We start from the raw sequence: 19,336 nt of genomic DNA on the forward strand, positions 1-19,336 counted from the left end.
TGAGAAGTGAGCCGCCTTGCTCGTCCTAGGACTGGAAACCTCGTGTGATGAGACTGCCGCCGCCGTCGTGGAGGACGGCCGCCGTGCGTTGTCGGATGTCGTCTCCACGCAGGTGGACATCCACCGGCGGTGGGGTGGGGTGGTGCCGGAGCTGGCCAGCCGCAACCACATCGTCCAGGTGCTGCCCGTCGTCCACGAAGCGCTGACGCGGGCGAACAAGACGCTCGACGACGTGGACCTCATCGCCGTCACGTCCGGCCCCGGCCTCATCGGCGCGCTGCTGGTGGGCGTGCAGGTGGCCAAGGGCCTGAGCCTGGCGACGGGCAAGCCCTTTGTGGGCGCCAACCACCTGGAGGGCCACCTGCTGGCCATCCGGCTGCTGGATGTGGCGCCGGAGCCGCCGTTCCTCGGGCTCGTCGTCTCCGGGGGGCACACCAGCCTCTACGAGGTGCAGGCCTACGGGCAGTACCGGCTGGTGGGCAGCACGCGCGACGACGCAGCCGGCGAGGCATTTGACAAGACCGCTCGTATCCTCGGCCTGCCATATCCGGGCGGGCAGCCCATCGACCAGCTGGCGCAGCAGGGGAATCCGGAGGCCATCCGCTTCCCGCGCGCGCTGCCGGGCGACAACTTCGACGTGTCCTTCTCCGGGTTGAAGACGGCGGTGCTGCACCACGTGCAGAAGCACGGCGTGCCGCAGGGCCAGGCGCTGGCGGACCTGTGCGCGTCCTTCCAGGAGGCCGTGGCGGACGTGCTGTCGAAGAAGCTGGTGGCCGCCGCGCGCCGGTTGGGCCACAAGCAGCTGGTGCTGTGCGGCGGCGTCGCTGCGAACTCGCGGCTGCGGGCACTGTGTCAGGCGCGGGCCGAGGAGCGGGGGTTGAACATGTTCCTGCCCCCGGTGCGGCTGTGCACGGACAATGGCGCCATGATTGCGGTGGCAGGGTATGAGGCGTACCGCCGCGGCCTGCGCGGAGATTTCCGCCTCGCCGCCGACCCGGCCTGGCGCATGTAGAGGGGAGCAGACGGGTGGAATCGCCAAGAGACATCCTCAAGCGGCATGGCCTGCGCGCCAAGTACAGCTGGGGACAGAACTTCCTCGGAGACGAGGACGCGCTGGAGGCCATCGCCGACGCGCTGAATCTGCGCGCCGATGAGCCGGTGGTGGAGCTGGGCCCGGGCCTGGGCCACCTCACGCGCTTCCTGGCCGCCACCGGGGCCCGCGTCACCGCCGTGGAGCGGGACCGGGACATGGTGATGGTGCTGGAGAAGGAGGCCATCCCCGGCGTGCGCGTGGTGTCTGGCAACGCGGCCACGGTGGACTTCGCGCAGGTGGCCAATGCGCCCGACGTCGCGGTGGCGGGAAACCTCCCGTACCACCTCACCAGCCCCATTCTCTTCCGAGTGCTGGAGCAGCGGGCCCATGTCTCGCGCGCCGTCTTCACGCTCCAGAAGGAAGTCGTGGTGCGGCTCGCGGCGGAGCCCGGCAACCGTGACTACGGGCTGCTGACGGTGCTGCTGGGCATGCACTACGACGCGGACAACGTCCTCACCCTGGAGGCCTGGCGCTTCCATCCGCCCCCGAAGGTGGACTCCGCGGTGCTGCGGCTCACCCGCCGCAAGTCGCCGCGCGCGCCCATCATCGACGAGGCCCGCTTCACCCGCGTGGTGAAGGCGTCCTTCGCGCACCGGCGCAAGACGCTCATCAACTCCATCAAGTCGGACCCGACGCTCGGGACGACGGAGACGCTCATCGCCGCCCTGGAGGCCGCGGGCGTGGATCCACAGCGCCGCGCGGAGACGCTGGCTCCCGAGGAGTTCGCCGCCATCGAGCGCGCGCTTGGCCCCGTGAAGGCGGCCCCGCCTACGCCCGCGGAGTAGGGCGCCGCTAGCGTCCGCGCATGCCCAGCGCCTGGAGCAGGCCGCCCTGCTGCTCCAGGTAGGCGAAGAACTCGGCTTCGGGGATGCGCATCCGGGCGAGCACGCCGCGGAGGATGTCCTCCACGGTGCCGTCCTGTCGGCGCTTCAGCTCCATGGCCGTCTTGAGCAACACCACGCCGTAGAGCGGATCCGGCTCCACGGGAGGTGTGGGCGCTCGCTGGGTGGGCGTGCTCTGGCGGGCCTCTTCCAGCCGCACCACTGTTTTCGCCCTGTGTCTGCCGCTCATGTCCGGAGACCACCCCGCGCACACGCCAAGAAGTCGCGCGGACCGTAGGGGATGCGTCTCGGAGCGTCAAGGGACGCGGGCCGCCGTGGAAAATTGCCGGATTCCAGCGGCCGTGTTGTGTTATCCGCCCGCGTGCGTGGCCGCGCCTTCGCGCGATGTCTCGCGCGCGCGGTCTCAAAGCGCATTCCGCGGGCGGGAGGCCTCGGGCGGATGGACTACCGGTATATCGTGGTGGAAGGGCCCATTGGCGTGGGCAAGACGAGCCTCTCCAACATCCTCGCGGAGCGTCTGGCGGGGCGGCGCATCCTCGAAGTCGTGGAGGAGAACCCCTTCCTTTCCAGCTTCTACACGGACCGGCAGAAGTTCGCGTTCCAGACGCAGATCTTCTTCCTGCTGTCGCGCTTCCGGCAGCAGCAGGAGCTGTTCCAGCAGGACCTCTTCAGCTCGATGACGGTCAGCGACTACCTGTTCGCCAAGGACCGCATCTTCGCGCACCTCAATCTGGACGCGCACGAGCTGGCCCTCTACGAGCGCGTCTTCGAGGCGCTCGGGCCCCGCGTGGCCAAGCCGGACCTGGTCATCTATCTCCAGGCCCGACTGGACGTGCTCCTGCACCGCATCAAGAAGCGCGGCCGGGAGTTCGAGCGCAAGTTCGACCCCACGTACCTGGAGGGGCTCGTCCACTCCTACAACAACTTCTTCTTCCACTACACGGACACGCCGCTCCTCGTCGTGGATACCTCGGACATCGACTTCGTGAATGTCGAGGCAGACAGGGAAGACCTGCTTGCCACCATCCGGAAGGCGAAGCCGGGGACGCAGCATTACGTTCCGAAGGCTTCCCGCCGGGGCTGAAAGTCAGGCTCCTGGTGGGACGTCCGCCTTCAATGCCCCCACGGCAGGCGCGGGGGCGTTAGAGTGCGGTGGCGGGCCCAGGGCTCCCGGCGATCCCCTGTGGGGACGGCGAGGCGCGAATGGACCCGTCAGGCCGTTCAACCCGTAGCCATAGGAGGTGAACCGTGAAGGACAAGGTCACCATCCACACACTGAAGCGCTTCAAGCAGATCGGTCAGAAGATCTGCATGGTCACCGCTTACGACGCCACGTTCGCCCACATCCTCGAAGAGGCAGGCGCGGACGTACTGCTGATAGGCGACTCGCTAGGCATGGTCATCCAGGGGCATGACTCCACGCTGCCGGTGACGATGGACCAGATGGTCTACCACACGGCCGCCGTGGCCCGTGGCGCGCGCCGGGCGCACGTCGTGGCCGACCTGCCCTTCATGAGCTACCAGGTGTCGAACCAGGAAGCGGTCCGCAACGCGGGCCGGATGGTGGCGGAAGGCGGCGCGGGCAGCATCAAGATGGAGGGCGGCGCCGAGTTCGCGGACACGGTGCGGGCCATCGTCCGCGCGAGCATCCCCGTCATGGGACACCTGGGGCTGACGCCGCAGTCCGTCCACAAGATGGGCGGCTATGTCGTCCAGGGCCGTGGCGATGACCAGGCGCGGCAGATTCTGGACGATGCGCTGGCGCTGGAGCAGGCCGGGGCCTACGCGCTGGTGCTGGAAGGCGTGCCCATGGACCTGGCGCGCACCGTGACGCAGCGCCTGTCCATCCCCACCATCGGCATTGGCGCCGGCGTGGACTGTGATGGCCAGGTTCTCGTCTGCTACGACCTGCTGGGCATGAACCCGGACTTCAAGCCGAAGTTCGTGAAGCGCTACGCCAACCTCCACGGCTCGATTACGGATGCCGCGGGCACGTACTTCGCGGAGGTCCGCAAGGGCGCGTTCCCGGACGAGGAGCACTCCTTCAAGGCGAACAAGAACATCCGGCTGGCGACGGGGGCTCCGGCTCCGGCGGCCCGGGTGGAGCCATCCGCGCCCACCGAGGATGGCGAGAAGATGGGCCCCGTCTACGGGAGACCCGCCTAGTCATGGCTCCCGCCGTCCTGAAAACCGTTGAGGACGTGAAGGACTGGACGGCGGGGCTGCGCCGGGAGGGGCACCGGCTCGCGCTGGTGCCCACCATGGGCTTCCTGCACGAGGGTCACCTCTCGCTCATTCGCGAGGGGCGGCGCCGCGCGGACGTGGTGGCCGTGTCCATCTTCGTGAACCCCACGCAGTTCGGGCCGCGGGAGGACTTGTCCCGCTACCCCCGGGACTACGAGGGGGACGTCGCCAAGTGCATCAGCGCGGGCGCGCAGGCCATCTTCGCGCCCGCGGGCCCGGAGGTGATGTACCCGCAGGGCTACCAGACATACGTGGAGGTGACGGACGTCAGCCAGGGCCTGTGCGGGGCCCGGCGTCCGGGGCACTTCCGCGGGGTGGCCACCGTCGTCACGAAGCTGCTGACGCTGTTCCGCCCGGAGGTGGCGCTCTTCGGGGAGAAGGACTACCAGCAGCTCCAGGTCATCCGGGCGCTCAATCAGGACCTGCACCTGGGCGCGGACATCGTCGGCATGCCGACGGTGCGTGAGCCGGACGGCCTGGCGATGAGCAGCCGCAATGCCTATCTGTCCCCCGAGGAGCGGCAGCGGGCGCTGGCCCTGTCCCGGGGGCTCAAGGCCGCCCAGGCGCTGCTGCGCGAGGGCACGCGGGAGTCGGAGCCCCTGGTGGCGGCCGTCCGGCGCGAATTGGAAGCGGCGGGGCTCCGGGAAGACTACGTGGAACTGGTGGATGCGGAGCGGCTGACGCCGCTGGCTGCGGTGGCGCCCGGGCAGCCTGCCCGGTTGCTCGTCGCGGCCTTCAGTGGCACGACGCGCCTCATCGACAACATGCAGTTGGGTGGTGAGGAGAACGCGGGACGCGTATGACATCCGGAGGGAAGTCAAAGGGAGTGGGCAGCGAGCCCGGCGTGAGAGTCATCGCGGAAAACCGTCGTGCGCGTTTCGACTACACGGTCGACGAAAAGCTGGAGGCCGGGCTGGCGCTCACGGGAAGCGAGGTGAAGTCTCTGCGAGACGGAATCGCCAATCTGTCGGACGCCTACGCGCTCCCCAAGGGGGACGAGCTCTTCCTGCTCAACGCGAACATCGGCTCCTACAAGGCGGCGAGCGTCTTCGACCACCTTCCCACTCGGGGTCGCAAGTTGTTGATGCACCGAGGAGAAATCGACCGTTGGACGGCGAAGGTGCGTGAGCGGGGCTATTCGATCATCCCGCTTGTGCTGTACTTCAGGAAAGGCCGTGCCAAGGTGGAGCTGGGGCTCTGCCGGGGCAAGACGCACGAGGACCGGCGCCACGACATCAAGGAGCGGGAGACGAAGCGGGAGATGGACCGGGCGATGCGCCGACGTTGAGAGGGGCGCCCGAAGTTCTTTCGCCGTACACCGATGGACGACAAGAAGGTTCTCGACAAGAAGGAGCGGCTGCTGGCCGCGCTCGACCAGGGCATGGTGATGATTCACCTGGACGCGCGCCGTCCGGGCGTGCTCGTCCCAGCCTCCGTCAAGACGGAGGCGCACCTGCGCCTCAATCTCTCGTACCGGTTCGACCCACCGGACCTCACGGTGGGCGAGTGGGGCGTGCGCTCCACGCTGAGCTTCTCTGGCTCGCGCTTCACCATCGCGGTGCCGTGGTCGGCGTTGTTCGCCATCGCCAGCCACGTGACGAAGGAGTTCTGGATGTACCCGGAGGACATGCCGCCGGAGTTGCTCCAGCAGACGGCTGCGTCACGTCCGGCGCAGCCCCTGCCCGTGGCACCCGTGCCGGTGGCAGCGGAGCGCCCGCGCACCTTCCTCCGGGAAGTGCAGGGCGAGCGGCGCGATGATCCGCCCGCCGACGTTCCGCCCACGGACGGACCCCCGGACGAGCCACCTCCGCCGCGTCGTGGTCATCTCCGCCTGGTGAAATGAGGCGCGCTCAGCGCTTCAGCTTCGCCTCGATGTGGGCGGCCTCGCCGCCGGAGAACGTCCCCTTCCACGTGCGGTGGCCTTTGAGCCGGACCTGGATGGGGACGCGTCCTGCTGGATGGCGGTTCTCGAGCAGCAGCGGCGTCGTCCCCAGCTCCGCGTCCCGGACCCAGACGGTGGCTCCGGGCGGGTCGCTGTCGACGCGCAGCATCGGGGCGGACAGGCGAAGCCCCGTCGCTGACATCACTCGGATGAGCAGGGTGGAGCGCTGGGGCCACAGCCAGATGCCGGTGCCCACCATCAGCGCCAGGAGCAGCAGCCCCAGTGCCCGTTTCAGGCGCGAACGCCGGAGGAGGGCCGCCTCATCGGGCCAGTCGCTCTCGGGTGAAGGTGGGCGCTCCGCCAGCTCCAGTGCATCGGCGTCGGTCTGGAGCACGCTCTTCGCGCCCGGCGTGACGTGTGTCTGGGGGACACTCTCCGCGAGCGTCTGATGCGCGGTGAGCTCGAGGCCCGCGGATGGAGCGAAGGCGCCCGGAGCGGTGGGCGTGCGAGGCGTTGCCGCCGCGCCGTTCGAGGCATCCGGCCACATCGCGCAGTGTGAGCACCGCGCTTGGGGCGAGGAGAGCACGTGGTTGCATCGAGGGCAGCGATGCACCATCCGCCCACTGACGCTGAGCGCCGCGCCGCCCGGCATGGAGAGCGGCTCTTCTTCCGGCGCAGCGGCCTCGACGGGCGACGCCGCATGCACGGCCATCGCCGGCGCCCCCCCGTCAACCTGTGCCCGCGTCACGGGGCGCCCGGAAGCCGCTGCCTGTTCACTCAGGGACGGCGGCAATCCCAGCCCGCGAAGGAACGCGGCCAGCGTCTGCGACGTCGCGGGCTCGCCGACTTGGGCCAACCACCGGGCAAAACCTTCGGCCAGTGACTCCGGCGAGTGGAAGCGCTCCTGAGGCGCCCTCGCCAGCATGCGCATGACGGCGCCCGCCAGTGGCGCGGGAACGCCCTGCGGTGGCTCCACAGGCCGCGTCAGGATGGCGTAGGCCACCGCGCTCGCGTCCTTCTCGGTGTGGAACGGATGCCGCCCCGTGAGCAGCTCGTAGAACACGATGCCCAGGGAGAACTGGTCGCTCGCGGCGGTGGCGGGAGCGCCTTGCAGCACCTCGGGCGCGGTGTACGCCTCCTTCCCTCGGAAGACGCCGGGCTCGGTGTGCGCCGCGCCGGCCATTCGCGCGATGCCGAAGTCCGTCAGCTTCACCTCGCCCTCACGAGACACCAGCACGTTGGAGGGTGACACGTCGCGGTGGGCCACCATCACCGGCCGCCCGTCATGCACTTTCCGGTAGGCATGGCCGAGCCCCGCCAGGGCCTGATGGACGATGAAGGCGGCCAGGTGCGGAGGGAAGCGCACGCCCTGGCGCGCGGCCGAGCGCAGCAGCACGCCCAAATCCCATCCGTCCACCAGCTCCATCACCAGGAAGAGCCCTTCGGGGCCCTGGCCCACGTCGAAGACGGTGGCGATGTTCTGGTGTTGCAGCAGCGTGGCCAGCCGCGCCTCGGCCAGGAACATGCGCGCGATGTCCGGCTCGCGAGCCAGGTGGGGCAGCACCCGTTTGATGGCTACCGGCCTCTCGAATCCCTCCGCGCCGCGCGCGACGCCGAGGAAGAGCTCCGCCATGCCTCCAGAGGCCAGCGGGCGAACGAGCCGGTAGCGTTCGTTCACAGGGCGCTCAGGCGGCGGGCTGGGTGATGTCGCGCAGCAGCTGCCAGGGGTAGATGCCGGTGGTGTGGCCGTCGCTGAAGCTGAAGGCCAGCGCGTAGTTTCCCACGGGCTGCACCTGCTTGATGCGCAAGTCGGCGGGGACCTTCGACGGGTCCAGCGTCCGCTTGTTCGTCCATTCATCCACGCACGCGGCGCAGGGGCACTGCTGGCGCAGCACCTGTGCGGTGGCGCTCGTCTTCGCCCCGTCGTCCCACGTCAGGTCCAGGCGCGCGCCATCCGAGGACAGCTGTGCGTCCGTCGCGGTGACGGCTTGGGGGGCGGGCTTGATGCGGTCCCAGAAGCTCAACGTTCCACCTTCCAGAGTCTCAACAGTCTAGCGCCCTCCCTACCATCCTTCGGCCGTCAGGAGGCGAGCTTCACGGGCAGCCGGTGGCCCTCCAGCCGCACGCCCTGCTTCGCCAGCACCTGCTTCAGGGCCTGGACGACCTTCGGGTCCAGCTGGGCGCCGCTGAGGTTGTCGAGGATTTCCATCGCCTTCTCCAGCGGCATGGCCTTCTGGTATGGGCGGGTGGAGGTGCAGGCGTCGAAGGTGTCCGCGCACGCGACGATGCGGGCCAGCAGGGGGATGTCCTCGCCCTTGAGCTTGTCCGGGTACCCGGTGCCGTCCCAGCGCTCATGGTGGTGGCGGACGCACGCGCGCACCGCGCCCAGGAAGCTCACCGGCCCGATGATGGCGTCACCGATGGCGGGGTGCTCGCGCATGATGGCCATCTCCTGGTCCGTCAGCCGCGTCTGCTTGCAGAGGATGGACTCCACGATGCCAATCTTCCCGATGTCGTGGAGGATGCCGCCGTACTGCAGCTGCCGCAGCTCGCGCTCGGTGAGCGTCATCTCCCGGCCAATCTGCACGGAGACGTCGCCCACGCGCTGGCTGTGGCCGCGGGTGTACGCGTCCTTCGAATCGATGGAGTTCGCCAGCGCGACGATGGTCTCCAGGTAGCCCTTCTCCAGGCTCTCGTAGAGGCCGCGGTTCTCCATGTCGTACGCGAGCAGCTGCTTGCTCATGTAGTTGAACGTCTGAGCCAGCTCGCCCAGCTCGTTCTTCTGCTTGATGTCCACCTCGACGCCGAACTTGCCGTGCGCCAGCTCCAGCGCGCCGCTGATGAAGCCCTTGAGCGGCCGGGTGAGGTTCCGAGAGAAGAGCGCCGCCAGCACCACCGCCACCAGGATGGCCGCCCCCAGACCCAGGAGGATGCGCTGCTCCATGGTGTCCACCTGGCGGTAGGCGTGCTCCACGGGTTGCTCGGAGACGATGGCCCAACCCGTCTCGGGGAGCACCGTGTACGCGGCCACCACCGCGTCCCGGCCCTCGCCGAAGTTGCCGACGTGGAACAGCTCCATGTTCGACTTACCCACCAACTGCTTCAGCAGGTGCGCCACCGGGCCACGCTGCGCCACGTCCTCGCCCAGGCCGGCGACGCCGCCACCGCCCGCCACGAGGTGCCCGTGCCGGTCCGCCAGATAGGCGAAGCCGGTGCTGCCCACGCGCTCCTGCTCCAGCATCTTCCGCAGGTCGGTCAGGGACAGGTCCGCCGCGATGTACCCCCGGACGGGCTCGCCCACGGGGAAGGCCAGCGTCAGCACCGGCTCGCTGCCCTGCGGGTCCTTCACCACATCCGCGTAGCGCACGCCCTCGATGTTCTCGAGCAGCGCCCGCGCGCGCTCCTCATGTCCGGCCAGTGCGGTGGGCGGCACGTCGTGCTTGGAGAAGGCCTGGAGTCCCGGCAGCCGCTGGCGGTCGGCGTCGAACACGGTGAGCGCCAGCACATCGCGCCGCTGGTTGAGCACCGAGGCCAGGTGCGTCTGCTGCGCTTCCAAGGGCAGGCCGAAGAAGCCGGGCACGCGGGCCAGGCCCAGCACCGCGTCGGTGGGCTCGCCCAGGAAGATTTCGGCCTTGAGGCGCAGCTGCTTCACGCGCTCCTGTGCCAGTTCCTGGGCGTCGCGCACCAGGAGCTCCCGGGTGTGGGAGACGGAGAGCCACCCCACCATCAGCGTGGGGACGACGCCCACCACCAGCATCAACAGGAGGATGGCTTTGAACAGGCGCACGGCGTGGCTCCTCCAGGGGTTACTGCCACTGGCCCTTCTTCACTTCGAGTTTGAGGCGCTCGGGCACCAGTTCGAAGTGCCTGGGCGCGCTGGGCTCGGACGGGCCCGCGGGGCCCACCGCGCGCACCGTCCACCGGTAGCTTCCCGCGGGCAGCACTGGCAGCTTCGCTTCCAGGCTGGTGACTGTCTGGGTGAAGACGGCGCGTTGCTCCTGGGCGCGCGACACCTCCACTTCATAACGTTCCGCGCCCCGTACCGCCTCCCAGGTCAGCTTCACCGGGCCCAGGTGCCCGTCCCGGTCCGGGCGCCGCTTCAGGCGCGCGGAATCTTCCGGTTGCCCGGGGCTGGGGGCCACCAGCGGCGGGAGGGGCGCGGGGGGCGGACGGCCCTTCTCCACGCGGATGGACTCGCCCTTGGCGACGGGCTGGGTGACGCCCTCGGCCTCCACGCGGACCGGCGGGCCGTGCTTCACGGTGACGGTGGTGCTGTCGCCGTCGCCCACTTCCACGGAGAACGCGGAGGACTGCGGCGAGCGGTCCGCCGCCACCATCTTCCCCACCGCATTGGCCTCCGAGGCCGCCTGCGTGTAGCGCGCCTCGCGGAAATGGCTCTCTGCGTTCTTCAGCCGGGTAGAGACTTCTGGGGGCACGCTCGCATCCTTCGAGCTGGCCACCAGCGTGCGCGCCGTCTCCAGGGCCTTCTGCGCCAGCACGCGCTCGTGGCCGGGCACCTTCAGCCGGGTCCCCGCCGCCACGTCGTCCGAGGAAAGTCCGTTGAATGCGCGCAGCTCCCCCACGGCGCGCGCGTCACCCAGGGTGCGCTGGGCCACCTGGCGCAGGGACTCGTTGGGGCCCACCACCACGGTGCCCGGGGGCATCGTGCCCAGCCATGTGACGAGGAGGAGCGCCGCCTTCATTGGAAGACAATCTCCCTTCCCGCCTGGATGGTGGCGGACGGCGTGGTGACGGACAGGGACTGGGTGGCGGGCTTCTCCAGCTCCGCGTCGATGCGGCCCCGCAGCACGGTGAGGTCCGTGCGCTGCTGGCCAGGACGGGTGCGCGTCTCCGCGATGCTGATGAGCGAGTCCCCACCCAGGTGCACCGTGCTGCCGTTGGCGGCGAAGACGATGTCGGTGCCAGCGCCCGCCTCGGTGCGGACCTTGTCGTTTTCGTAGAGCGGCTGGCCTTCCCGGGCGGGGCTCCACTCGTCGGCCGTGGCGCGCTTGATTTGGACGCCGCCCTTCATGGCTCGCAGGTGCGCGCGGTGCGTGGCCACCGTGGGCGGCGTTGCCGCGTCGGGCGCGGACGGACGCTCATCGGCGGTGCAGCCGGCGGGGAGGGCCGAAAGCGCGAGCGCAAGCAGCATGGGTGACCAGCGTCGTCCATTCACGAGAGGAGTTCCGGGGACCCGAAGTCTATCGAAGGTGAACCCGAGAGGGGGGCGGGCCTGGGTACGCGCACGCTAGTCCAAACGGCGGTGCTCCAGGCAGGGGAGGTTGCGGCGGATGCGTGCTTGCAGCTCCGGGTCCACTGGCGCCAGCGCCAGCCCTTCACCCTCGGAGGCCCGCGCTGTCACCAGGCCCCATGGGTCCACCACCAGGGCGTGTCCATAGGTGACGCGGTTGGCTGAGTGCCGTCCCCCCTGAGCGGGCGCCAGTACGTACGACTGGTTCTCGATGGCGCGGGCCCGCAGGAGCACTTCCCAGTGGTCCTTGCCCGTCATGAGGGTAAAGGCCGCCGGAACCGCCAGCAGCGTGGCGCCTTCGCGGGACAGCCGCCGGTACAGTTCAGGGAAGCGCAGGTCGTAGCAGACGGACAGCCCCAGCCGGCCGACCTCCGTCTCCGCGGAGACGACCTCCGTTCCCGGCGCCACCGCCGCGGACTCCTGATAGGTCGCACCATCCCCCACCTCGACGTCGAAGAGGTGGATTTTCCGGTACACGGCCAGCCGCTCGCCGCCAGGGCCGAAGAGGACGCTGGTGTTGTAGAGGCGCCCACCCGGCGCGCCCGTCTCCAGCACGCTGCCGGCGAGGAGCGTCACCTTCAGCTCCCGGGCCAGGCTGGCCATCCGGGACAGCGTCGGACCGTCGAGCCCCTCGGCGGCGTCCTGCCGCTCGGGCTCCGGCCCCATCCAGGAGAAGTTCTCGGGGAGGCCCACCAGCCGGGCTCCCAGCCCGGCGGCGCGCCGGACGAGCCGGGTCGCGGCCTCCAGGTTGAGGGCCTTGTCGGAGGTGGACACCATCTGCGCGGCGGCGATGAGGTGCATGGGCGCGTTATAACCCCCGTCGGGCCTCGGAACCCCTGGGAATTCCTCGCTCTGCCGGGCGCGTTTCACCCGGAGCAGGAGGGTGCGTCCTTCCTTTACACCCCGACGGGGCGTGTGCTACGGACGCCCCCGACATTTTTCGATGAAGCACTTCGAAAAGTGGGCCGCGTGCCCGCTTTTCGTGTTTTTGGAGACTGGTTTCCCGCTTATGTCGGAGAAGAACCTCAAGCAGACGGTGGAGGAGCGGGCCTTGGCCCTGCTCGAACCCATTGTCGCGGGTGAAGGCCTGGAGCTCGTGGACCTGGAGTTCCTCCGGGAGCGCGAGGGCTGGGTGCTCCGGTTGTTCATCGACAAGCCGGGTGGCCGCGTAGGGCTGGACGAGTGCACCCAGGTGTCGCGCGCGGTGGATCCGTCGCTCGACGTGGAGGACTTCATCCCCCACGAGTACAGCCTGGAGGTTTCCAGCCCCGGAGTGGACCGTCCGCTGAGGAAGCCGACGCACTTCGAGCGGGTGAAGGGACAGAAGGTGAAGGTGAAGACGTTCGGCCCGGTGGGGGAGCCCCCGCGCAAGAACTTCACCGGCACGCTGACCGAGGTGGCAGGCGACGGAATCTCGGTGGAGGTGGAAGGGGCCGGAACCTTCCACATCCTCTTCAAGGACATCGCCAAGGCGAACCTGGAGTTCCAGTTCTAGACGTCGACATACAGGGTGCCCCTCCGCGCGAGGGCGCCCGTGGACCCTTTTAGGAGAAGACCATGCCCACGCAGCAAGCCAACCCGAGTGTCAACCTCAACCTCGTCCTGGACCAGGTCGCCAAGGACAAGGGCATCGACCGGGCTGTGCTGATTGCCACGCTCGAAGACGCGATGAAGACCGCGGCCAAGAAGCACTTTGGCCAGGACCGCGAGCTCGAGGCGAAGTACGACCCGGACAAGGGCGTCGTGGAGCTGTTCCAGGCCATCACCGTGGTCGAGGAGATTGTCGACCCGGTCCAGGCGGTGAATCAGATCTCCCTGGTCGAGGCCCACAAGAAGGGCATGGAAGTGGAGCCGGGCGACGAGCTCGTGTTCCAGATCTTCTACCGGGACGAGGACGCCGCCGAGGCCAAGGCCCAGGACGACCAGTACGGTGACATCCTCCGCCTGAAGACCTTCCGCCGCGGCTTCGGCCGCATCGCCGCGCAGACGGCCAAGCAGGTCATCCTCCAGCGCACGCGTGACGCGGAGCGGGAGAACGTCTTCAACGAGTACCGCGACCGGAAGAACGAAATCGTCACCGGCATCGCCCGCCGGTTCGAGCGCGGCAACATCATCGTGGACCTGGGCCGCGCCGAGGCCGTGCTGCCGGTGCGCGAGCAGGTCCCGCGTGAGACGTACCGCCCCGGCGACCGCGTCCAGGCCTACGTGCTGGACGTGCTCCGTGAGTCCAAGGGCCCCCAGATTGTCCTCAGCCGCGCGTCCGTCAACCTGCTCACCAAGCTGTTCGAGATGGAGGTGCCGGAAATCGCCGAAGGCATCGTCGTCATCGAGGCGGCGGCGCGTGAGCCGGGCGGCCGGGCGAAGATTGCCGTGTCCAGCCGGGACTCCGACGTGGACCCCGTGGGCGCCTGCGTCGGTATGAAGGGCAGCCGCGTGCAGGCGGTGGTGCAGGAGCTGCGCGGTGAGAAGATCGACATCGTCCCGTTCGACGAGGATCCGGCCCGCTTCGTGTGCTCGGCGCTGGCCCCGGCGGAGGTCAGCCGCGTCATCATCGACGAGGCCAACCACGCCATGGAGCTCATCGTCCCGGACGACCAGCTCAGCCTGGCCATTGGCCGCCGCGGTCAGAACGTCCGCCTGGCCGCCCAGCTGACGGGCTGGAAGCTCGACATCAACAGCGAGAGCCGGGTGCGGGAGCTGCGCGAGTTCGCCAACCGCTCGCTGGGCTCGCTGCCCGGCATCAACGAGATGCTGGTGGAGACGCTCTACGCGCACGGCTTCCGTCAGGCTCGGGACATCGCCGAGGCCAACGCGGAGCTGCTGGCGCAGCTGCCCGGCATCGACCCGGCCCGCATCCCCTCCATGCAGGAAGCCGCCCGGACCCGGATGGTCGAGGATCAGGCGGAACTGTCGCGCATGGATTATGAAAGGGAGCAGGCCCGCATCGCGGAGGCTCGGCGGCATCCGGACGAGCTCAGCCAGCCCGAGCGCATGGCGCGCGTGCGTGGCGTCGGTGAGAAGACCATCGAGCAGCTCATCCTCGCCGGGTACCGCTCGGTGGAGGACATCGCCAACGAGAAGGACCTGGCGAAGTTGGGCGATGTTCCGGGTGTAGGTATCAAGAAGGCCCGCCAGCTGAAGAGCGCGGCGGAAAACTATCTGGTGGAGGAAGCCAAGCTGCGCGCGGAGCTGAATGCCGAGCGCGGCGCCATGACGGCGACACTTGAGGGTGGCGCGGAAGCCACCAAGTCGCCGTAAGCTAAGCGAGCAAGGGAGGGGACGTGCGGCGCCCGGCTGGCCGGCCCAGGCCGGAAGTTCAGAACGCGGGGTCAGGTCCGGTCCGGACGTGCGTCGGATGCGGGTCGCGGCGACTACAGGCGGAACTTACCCGGTTCGTGATAGTGCCCGGAGGCGCCATCGAGGTCGACAGGAAGAGGCGGCTGCCAGGACGGGGCGCCTACCTGTGCGGTGCCGGTTGTCTGACGGCAGCGCTGAAGCGGAAGGCGTTTGGTAGGGCCTTTCGCGGAAAGGCGGGCCAGGTTGACCCGTCGCAGCTCGGACAGGCATGGGAGCAGGGGGACGGTGAGCGGAGGGGTGCGGGGGGGAGTGGGTGTTAGTCACCACTCGCACACATTTTCGGGTTTGGACTAGGGTGCTGCGCCCCGGAGTCGGCGGAGCAGAAGGCCATCAAGGGCAATATGTCGAAGAAGCGCGTCCACGAAATCGCCAAGGAACTCAAGAGCCACGGGATTGAGCTCGACAACAAGGAGGTCGTCACCGAGCTGTCGAGCCTCGGTTACGACGTCAAGAGCCACTCGTCGTCTCTCGATGACGACCAGGCGACCGCTGCCGTCCAGAAGATTCTGGACAAGCGCAAGCCGAAGCAGGCCACGCCGCCCGTGACGGCGAAGGGCTTCGTCGTGCGCCGCAAGGTGGGTCCGCCCGCCGGTGCGACCGCGGACAGCGGGGCCGAGGCTTCACAGGCCGCCGAACCCGCCTATGAGCCGCCGTCGGCGCCCGAGCCCGCTACGTTCGCCGCCGAGGAGCCGGTGCATGCACCCCCGCCCGTCGAAGCGCCCCGTGCGCCCGTCGAGGCGCCGAGCGCACCGGAGCCCCAGCGTGTCGAGGCCCCGGTCGCCGCCGCGGCGGAGCCGTCGGCTCCCACTGCTGTCACGTCTACGCCCCCCGCGCAGGTTGCCGAGGCCCCCAAGGCCCCTGCCGCCGCCGAGGTGGCTTCACCCCCGCCCGCCGCCGAGGCCCCTCAGGCCCCGGTGGAGGCTCCCCGCGCTGCCGTGCAGGCACCCGCCGCCGCGCAGCCTCGTCCCTCTGTTCAGGAGAGCACCACCTTGCCCCAACCCCCCCCACGCTCACCGGTACCGCCGGCAGTCCGGACGTCTTCGAGCACTCCTTCGTCCGCGACCGTCGTCTCCCGGGGCCCCGCGCCTGGCTACCAGCAGCGTGGTGGGCCCGGTGGTGGTCGTCCGGGTGGCCCGGGTGGTCCGGGTGGTCGTCCCGGTGGTCCGGGCGGCCCGGGCGGTCGTCCCGGTGGTCCGGGCGGCCCGGGTGGTCGTCCCGGTGGTCCGGGCGGCCCGGGTGGTCGTCCCGGTGGTCCGGGTGGTCGTCCGTCCTACCAGGGACCGGGCTCCTATCAAGGCGCCGGGCGTCCCGGTCAGGGACCGGTGCGTCCGACCTCGGCGCCCGGCACGGGGGTGCAGGCCTCGGCCTCGGCCTCTCCGACGCCGCAGGGCCCCACGATCATGGTCGGCGGCGTTCCGCACGCCCAGGTGTCGCCCACGGGCACAGCCCGTCCCACGGCGACCCAGGCCGTCGTCATCTCGCGCCCGCTCATCCAGGTGCGCCGCGTGACGCCCACGGCCGGTCAGGCCAAGCAGTACCCCATGGCGCCGGGCCGCACGGGCATCCCCGAGCGGCGTGAGTACAAGGTGGTCCCGGACCACCTGGGCCGTGGCCGCGAGCTGGTGGACGTCTCCAAGAACAAGGAGCGTGGCCAGCGCAAGCGCACCAGCGGTGATACGCAGAGCGTGTCCAAGCAGGAACTGACGGACATGGTCTGGGGCCGCGTCACCATCCCCATCCGTGGCAAGAAGCGCAAGCCCACGAAGAAGGGCGCCAAGACGCAGATCACCCAGATGGCCGAGGAGAAGAAGGTCATCAAGCTGCAGGAGGGCATCTCCGTGTCCGACCTGGGCCAGCGCATGGGTGTGCGCAGCGCCGAGCTCATCAAGAAGCTGATGGGCCTGGGGAAGATGGCCACCGCGAACCAGCTGGTGGACGCGGACACGGCGGAGATGATCGCCGGCGACTACGGCTGGAAGATCGACCGCGTGGGCTTCGAGGTGGAGGACTACCTGCCCGAGGTGGAGGCCCGTCCCGAGGACGAGCGTCCCCGTCCGCCGGTCGTCGCCATCATGGGCCACGTCGACCACGGCAAGACGAGCCTCCTGGACGCCATCCGGAAGGCCAGCGTTGCCCAGGGTGAGGCCGGTGGCATCACCCAGCACATCGGCGCTTACAGCATCAGCACCGCGCGCGGTGACGTGACGTTCCTGGACACGCCGGGCCACGAGGCCTTCACGTCCATGCGTGCCCGTGGCGCCGACGTGACGGACATCGTGGTGCTGGTGGTGGCCTCGGACGACGGCGTGATGCCCCAGACGGTGGAGGCCATCAAGCACGCGAAGGCGGCGGAGGTGCCCATCGTCGTCGCCATCAACAAGATGGACCTGCCGGCCGCGAACCTGGACCGCGTGAAGAAGGACCTGGCCACCCACGAGCTCGTGCCGGAAGAGTGGGGCGGGGACACCATCATGGTGCCCGTCTCCGCGAAGACGAAGGAGAACCTGGAGCTCCTGCTGGAGAACCTGGCCCTCCAGGCCGAGGTGCTCGAGCTGACCTCCAACCCGAGCCGTCCGTCGGTGGGCGCCATCATCGAGGCCAAGCTGGACCGCGGCCGTGGCCCCGTCGCCACGGTGCTGGTGCAGGAAGGCACGCTGAAGCTGGGTGACGCCGTCGTCACCGGCTCACACTACGGCCGCGTCCGCGCGATGACGAACAGCCGCGGCGAGCAGGTGAAGGAAGTGAAGCCGGGCTACTGCGCCGAGGTCGTCGGTCTGTCCGGCGTGCCGGGCGCGGGTGACGCCATCAACGTGGTGGCGGACGAGAAGGCGGCCAAGCAGATCGCCGAGCACCGCAACATGAAGGAGCGGCAGACCGAGCTGTCCAAGGTCAGCCGCGAGTCCCTGGAGCAGCTGTTCGCCAAGACGAAGGCGGGCGGTGGTCCCAAGGAGCTGCGCGTCGTCATCAAGGCGGACGTGCAGGGCTCGGCCGAGGCCGTCAGGCAGGCCGTCCAGAAGCTCTCCACCCACAAGGTCAAGGTGGAGGTGGTCCACTCCGGTGTGGGCGCCATCACCGAGGGCGACGTGATGCGGGCGGCGGCCTCCAAGGGCGTCGTGCTGGGCTTCAACGTCAACCCGGAGTCCGGAGCGGAGGCCGCGGCCAAGGCCCAGGAAGTGGTGCTCAAGAGCTACTCCATCATCTACGAGCTCATCGACGGGGTTCGTACGGAGATGGAAGGCCTGCTGGAGCCCATCCGCACCGAGCGGAAGCTGGGTCGTGCGGAGGTGCGCAACACCTTCAACGTGCCGCGTCTGGGCACCATCGCCGGTGCGGCGGTGCTGGATGGCGTCATGAAGCGCGGCGCCTTCGTCCGCCTCATGCGCGAGAACAAGCAGCTGTTCTCCGGGAAGATGGCGTCGCTGCGGCGCTTCAAGGACGACGTCAAGGAAGTCGCTCAGGGCTTCGAGTGCGGTATCGGCATCGAGAGCTTCAACGACCTCAAGCCCGGTGACATCATCGAGGCGTACGAGATCGAAGAGACTCGGCAGAGCCTCACCTAGTTGCAGGAGAGCCCCGGCGCCTCCCTGAAACCCTGGGAAGACCCCATCTTCCCAGGGTGCTGATGCCCGGGTTGCCACCGCCTTCGGGCGTGGCCACCCGTGGCAAGGGGGACATTCATGTTCGTAGGTGTCGCACGCCTCACCCTGCAGATTCCGGACAGTGGCTCGCTGAAGTCCAAGCGACAGGTGCTCCGCCGGGTGACGGAACGACTCAAGGCCCGCTTCAACGTGGCGGTGGCCGAGGTCGAGGACCAGGATCTCTGGCAGAAGGCGTCACTGGCGCTCGCGGTGGTGGGCAACGAGCGACGCCACGTGGACGAGCAGCTGGAGAAAATCATCCACTCCGTCGAGGAGATGTACGTCGCCCCGCTGTTGTCGCGGGAGACGGAAATCCTCGGCTTCGGGGACCAGCTCTTCGCGAGCGGCCAGGCGGCCTCGCGAGGTTCTTTCTCGGCGCGGGCTGTGGACGAGGACGCGGAGGAGTTGGACCTTTCCCCGGAGCAGGCGGCGGCGCATTCGGAGGCCGCCATTGCCCGCTTCCTGCGCGGCGAGCGCGGCTCGCTCGCGGAGGCGGAGGGGTTGGGAGAGTGGGAAAGCCGCCATGAAGGTGGCATGGATGGCGGCACGGGCCGCCCGTCTCCGTCGAGCGGTGGACGGATGACGTTCGACGAGGCACGGGCTCGGGCCCGTTCCCTGCGCAACCCGCGAGACTGGGAGAAGAAATGACGACGCATTCCCGACCGGAGCGCGTGGGGCAGGAAATCCAGGCGGCCATCGGTGACTTGCTCACCCGGGGCATGCTGAGGGATCCGCGCATCGGCTACATCACGATTACTGGCGTGAAGGTCTCCCCGGACCTTCGCGTGGCCCGTGTCTTCTATTCGATGATGGGCAGCGAGCAGGAGCGGGCGGACACGCAGAAGGGCCTGGAAGCCGCCAAGGGCTTCGTGCGCCGCGAGGTGACGTCCGCCGTCAACCTGCGCGTGTCGCCGGAAATCTTCTTCTCCTTCGACGAATCGGTGGGCGAAGGTGACAAGATTGACCGGCTGCTGCGCGAAGTCCGCAACAAGGAAGGCTGGTAGGTCCAGCTCCGGGCCTCCACGATTG

Annotated in this window: 20 protein-coding genes; 13 read left to right on the plus strand and 7 right to left on the minus strand. The window is 69.1% G+C overall.

Annotated elements, in window-relative coordinates; translation table 11 throughout:
* Positions 1 to 16: 16 nt before the first annotated feature.
* Both tsaD and rsmA read left to right on the plus strand, forming a co-directional pair.
* Positions 17 to 1,012 (plus strand): tRNA (adenosine(37)-N6)-threonylcarbamoyltransferase complex transferase subunit TsaD, encoded by a 996-nt coding sequence (tsaD, locus tag OZ403_RS10260; protein WP_140853580.1) that lies wholly within the window; start codon positions 17 to 19, stop codon positions 1,010 to 1,012.
* A gap of 14 nt (positions 1,013 to 1,026) precedes the next feature.
* Positions 1,027 to 1,878: a 16S rRNA (adenine(1518)-N(6)/adenine(1519)-N(6))-dimethyltransferase RsmA gene (gene rsmA / locus OZ403_RS10265; protein ID WP_140789208.1), complete on the plus strand. Its 852-nt coding sequence runs from the start codon at positions 1,027 to 1,029 to the stop codon at positions 1,876 to 1,878.
* Between the two features lie 7 nt (positions 1,879 to 1,885).
* Here the strand turns inward: rsmA and OZ403_RS10270 are convergent, their stop codons facing one another.
* Entirely contained in the window at positions 1,886 to 2,164 is a 279-nt protein-coding gene (locus tag OZ403_RS10270) for a hypothetical protein (RefSeq protein ID WP_043710562.1), read from the minus strand.
* Between the two features lie 210 nt (positions 2,165 to 2,374).
* Here OZ403_RS10270 and OZ403_RS10275 point away from each other — a divergent pair, with 210 nt between their 5' ends.
* The 5 genes from OZ403_RS10275 to OZ403_RS10295 all read left to right on the plus strand — a co-directional run bounded on the left by OZ403_RS10275 (position 2,375) and on the right by OZ403_RS10295 (position 6,022).
* Complete coding sequence (locus OZ403_RS10275) at positions 2,375 to 3,019, plus strand: deoxynucleoside kinase (protein WP_011552138.1); 645 nt, start codon at positions 2,375 to 2,377, stop codon at positions 3,017 to 3,019.
* A 164-nt stretch (positions 3,020 to 3,183) separates the two neighbouring features.
* Complete coding sequence (gene panB, locus OZ403_RS10280; RefSeq protein WP_268784061.1) at positions 3,184 to 4,101, plus strand: 3-methyl-2-oxobutanoate hydroxymethyltransferase; 918 nt, start codon at positions 3,184 to 3,186, stop codon at positions 4,099 to 4,101.
* A 2-nt stretch (positions 4,102 to 4,103) separates the two neighbouring features.
* Positions 4,104 to 4,982 (plus strand): pantoate--beta-alanine ligase, encoded by an 879-nt coding sequence (gene panC / locus OZ403_RS10285; protein WP_268784063.1) that lies wholly within the window; start codon positions 4,104 to 4,106, stop codon positions 4,980 to 4,982.
* Positions 4,979 to 5,467: an SsrA-binding protein SmpB gene (smpB, locus tag OZ403_RS10290; protein WP_268784064.1), complete on the plus strand. Its 489-nt coding sequence runs from the start codon at positions 4,979 to 4,981 to the stop codon at positions 5,465 to 5,467. The genes panC and smpB overlap by 4 nt, the downstream gene beginning before the upstream one ends.
* A gap of 33 nt (positions 5,468 to 5,500) precedes the next feature.
* Positions 5,501 to 6,022 (plus strand): ClpXP protease specificity-enhancing factor SspB, encoded by a 522-nt coding sequence (locus OZ403_RS10295; protein WP_140789218.1) that lies wholly within the window; start codon positions 5,501 to 5,503, stop codon positions 6,020 to 6,022.
* Positions 6,023 to 6,029: 7 nt separating this feature from the next.
* On the opposite strand, the gene OZ403_RS10300 is transcribed toward OZ403_RS10295, so the two are convergent.
* The 6 genes from OZ403_RS10300 to OZ403_RS10325 all read right to left on the minus strand — a co-directional run bounded on the left by OZ403_RS10300 (position 6,030) and on the right by OZ403_RS10325 (position 12,113).
* A complete protein-coding gene (locus OZ403_RS10300) occupies positions 6,030 to 7,694 on the minus strand; it encodes a serine/threonine-protein kinase (protein ID WP_268784065.1) in 1,665 nt (554 codons plus the stop codon).
* Between the two features lie 52 nt (positions 7,695 to 7,746).
* Positions 7,747 to 8,085, minus strand: a complete 339-nt coding sequence (locus OZ403_RS10305) for a DUF971 domain-containing protein (RefSeq protein WP_140789222.1) — start codon at positions 8,083 to 8,085, stop codon at positions 7,747 to 7,749.
* Positions 8,086 to 8,141: 56 nt separating this feature from the next.
* Positions 8,142 to 9,848, minus strand: a complete 1,707-nt coding sequence (locus tag OZ403_RS10310; RefSeq protein WP_268784066.1) for an HD domain-containing phosphohydrolase — start codon at positions 9,846 to 9,848, stop codon at positions 8,142 to 8,144.
* A gap of 19 nt (positions 9,849 to 9,867) precedes the next feature.
* Positions 9,868 to 10,764, minus strand: a complete 897-nt coding sequence (locus OZ403_RS10315; protein ID WP_268784067.1) for a LysM peptidoglycan-binding domain-containing protein — start codon at positions 10,762 to 10,764, stop codon at positions 9,868 to 9,870.
* Positions 10,761 to 11,213: a FecR family protein gene (locus tag OZ403_RS10320; RefSeq protein WP_268784068.1), complete on the minus strand. Its 453-nt coding sequence runs from the start codon at positions 11,211 to 11,213 to the stop codon at positions 10,761 to 10,763. Before OZ403_RS10320 ends, OZ403_RS10315 begins: the two co-directional genes overlap by 4 nt.
* Positions 11,214 to 11,309: 96 nt before the next feature.
* A complete protein-coding gene (locus OZ403_RS10325; protein WP_268784069.1) occupies positions 11,310 to 12,113 on the minus strand; it encodes a carbon-nitrogen hydrolase family protein in 804 nt (267 codons plus the stop codon).
* A 208-nt stretch (positions 12,114 to 12,321) separates the two neighbouring features.
* Between OZ403_RS10325 and rimP the strand changes: the two genes are divergently transcribed.
* The 6 genes from rimP to rbfA all read left to right on the plus strand — a co-directional run bounded on the left by rimP (position 12,322) and on the right by rbfA (position 19,311).
* On the plus strand, positions 12,322 to 12,807 hold the full coding sequence (rimP, locus tag OZ403_RS10330; RefSeq protein WP_140789232.1) for a ribosome maturation factor RimP: 486 nt from the start codon (positions 12,322 to 12,324) through the stop codon (positions 12,805 to 12,807).
* 62 nt (positions 12,808 to 12,869) lie between these two features.
* Positions 12,870 to 14,570, plus strand: a complete 1,701-nt coding sequence (nusA, locus tag OZ403_RS10335; protein ID WP_140789234.1) for a transcription termination factor NusA — start codon at positions 12,870 to 12,872, stop codon at positions 14,568 to 14,570.
* 143 nt (positions 14,571 to 14,713) lie between these two features.
* Positions 14,714 to 14,929, plus strand: a complete 216-nt coding sequence (locus OZ403_RS10340) for a DUF448 domain-containing protein (protein ID WP_237078417.1) — start codon at positions 14,714 to 14,716, stop codon at positions 14,927 to 14,929.
* A gap of 81 nt (positions 14,930 to 15,010) precedes the next feature.
* Entirely contained in the window at positions 15,011 to 18,229 is a 3,219-nt protein-coding gene (infB, locus tag OZ403_RS10345) for a translation initiation factor IF-2 (protein ID WP_140874002.1), read from the plus strand.
* 117 nt (positions 18,230 to 18,346) lie between these two features.
* A complete protein-coding gene (locus OZ403_RS10350) occupies positions 18,347 to 18,955 on the plus strand; it encodes a DUF503 domain-containing protein (protein ID WP_140789240.1) in 609 nt (202 codons plus the stop codon).
* Complete coding sequence (gene rbfA / locus OZ403_RS10355) at positions 18,952 to 19,311, plus strand: 30S ribosome-binding factor RbfA (RefSeq protein ID WP_013938669.1); 360 nt, start codon at positions 18,952 to 18,954, stop codon at positions 19,309 to 19,311. Before OZ403_RS10350 ends, rbfA begins: the two co-directional genes overlap by 4 nt.
* The last annotated feature ends 25 nt before the right edge of the window (positions 19,312 to 19,336 follow it).

This window comes from Myxococcus sp. NMCA1, from assembly GCF_026810205.1.
Taxonomy (GTDB): Bacteria; Myxococcota; Myxococcia; order Myxococcales; family Myxococcaceae; genus Myxococcus; species Myxococcus xanthus_A.

Bases quoted from the DNA above. Each gene is read 5' to 3' on its own strand.
- OZ403_RS10350 (WP_140789240.1), top strand. From the start codon at position 18,347: ATGTTCGTAGGTGTCGCACGCCTCACCCTGCAGATTCCGGACAGTGGC.
- rimP (WP_140789232.1), top strand. From the start codon at position 12,322: ATGTCGGAGAAGAACCTCAAGCAGACGGTGGAGGAGCGGGCCTTGGCC.
- rbfA (WP_013938669.1), top strand. From the start codon at position 18,952: ATGACGACGCATTCCCGACCGGAGCGCGTGGGGCAGGAAATCCAGGCG.
- panC (WP_268784063.1), top strand. From the start codon at position 4,104: ATGGCTCCCGCCGTCCTGAAAACCGTTGAGGACGTGAAGGACTGGACG.
- OZ403_RS10275 (WP_011552138.1), top strand. From the start codon at position 2,375: ATGGACTACCGGTATATCGTGGTGGAAGGGCCCATTGGCGTGGGCAAG.
- OZ403_RS10325 (WP_268784069.1), bottom strand. From the start codon at position 12,113: ATGCACCTCATCGCCGCCGCGCAGATGGTGTCCACCTCCGACAAGGCC.
- infB (WP_140874002.1), top strand. From the start codon at position 15,011: ATGTCGAAGAAGCGCGTCCACGAAATCGCCAAGGAACTCAAGAGCCAC.
- OZ403_RS10315 (WP_268784067.1), bottom strand. From the start codon at position 10,764: ATGAAGGCGGCGCTCCTCCTCGTCACATGGCTGGGCACGATGCCCCCG.
- nusA (WP_140789234.1), top strand. From the start codon at position 12,870: ATGCCCACGCAGCAAGCCAACCCGAGTGTCAACCTCAACCTCGTCCTG.
- OZ403_RS10295 (WP_140789218.1), top strand. From the start codon at position 5,501: ATGGACGACAAGAAGGTTCTCGACAAGAAGGAGCGGCTGCTGGCCGCG.
- OZ403_RS10300 (WP_268784065.1), bottom strand. From the start codon at position 7,694: ATGGCGGAGCTCTTCCTCGGCGTCGCGCGCGGCGCGGAGGGATTCGAG.
- OZ403_RS10270 (WP_043710562.1), bottom strand. From the start codon at position 2,164: ATGAGCGGCAGACACAGGGCGAAAACAGTGGTGCGGCTGGAAGAGGCC.
- smpB (WP_268784064.1), top strand. From the start codon at position 4,979: ATGACATCCGGAGGGAAGTCAAAGGGAGTGGGCAGCGAGCCCGGCGTG.
- OZ403_RS10320 (WP_268784068.1), bottom strand. From the start codon at position 11,213: ATGCTGCTTGCGCTCGCGCTTTCGGCCCTCCCCGCCGGCTGCACCGCC.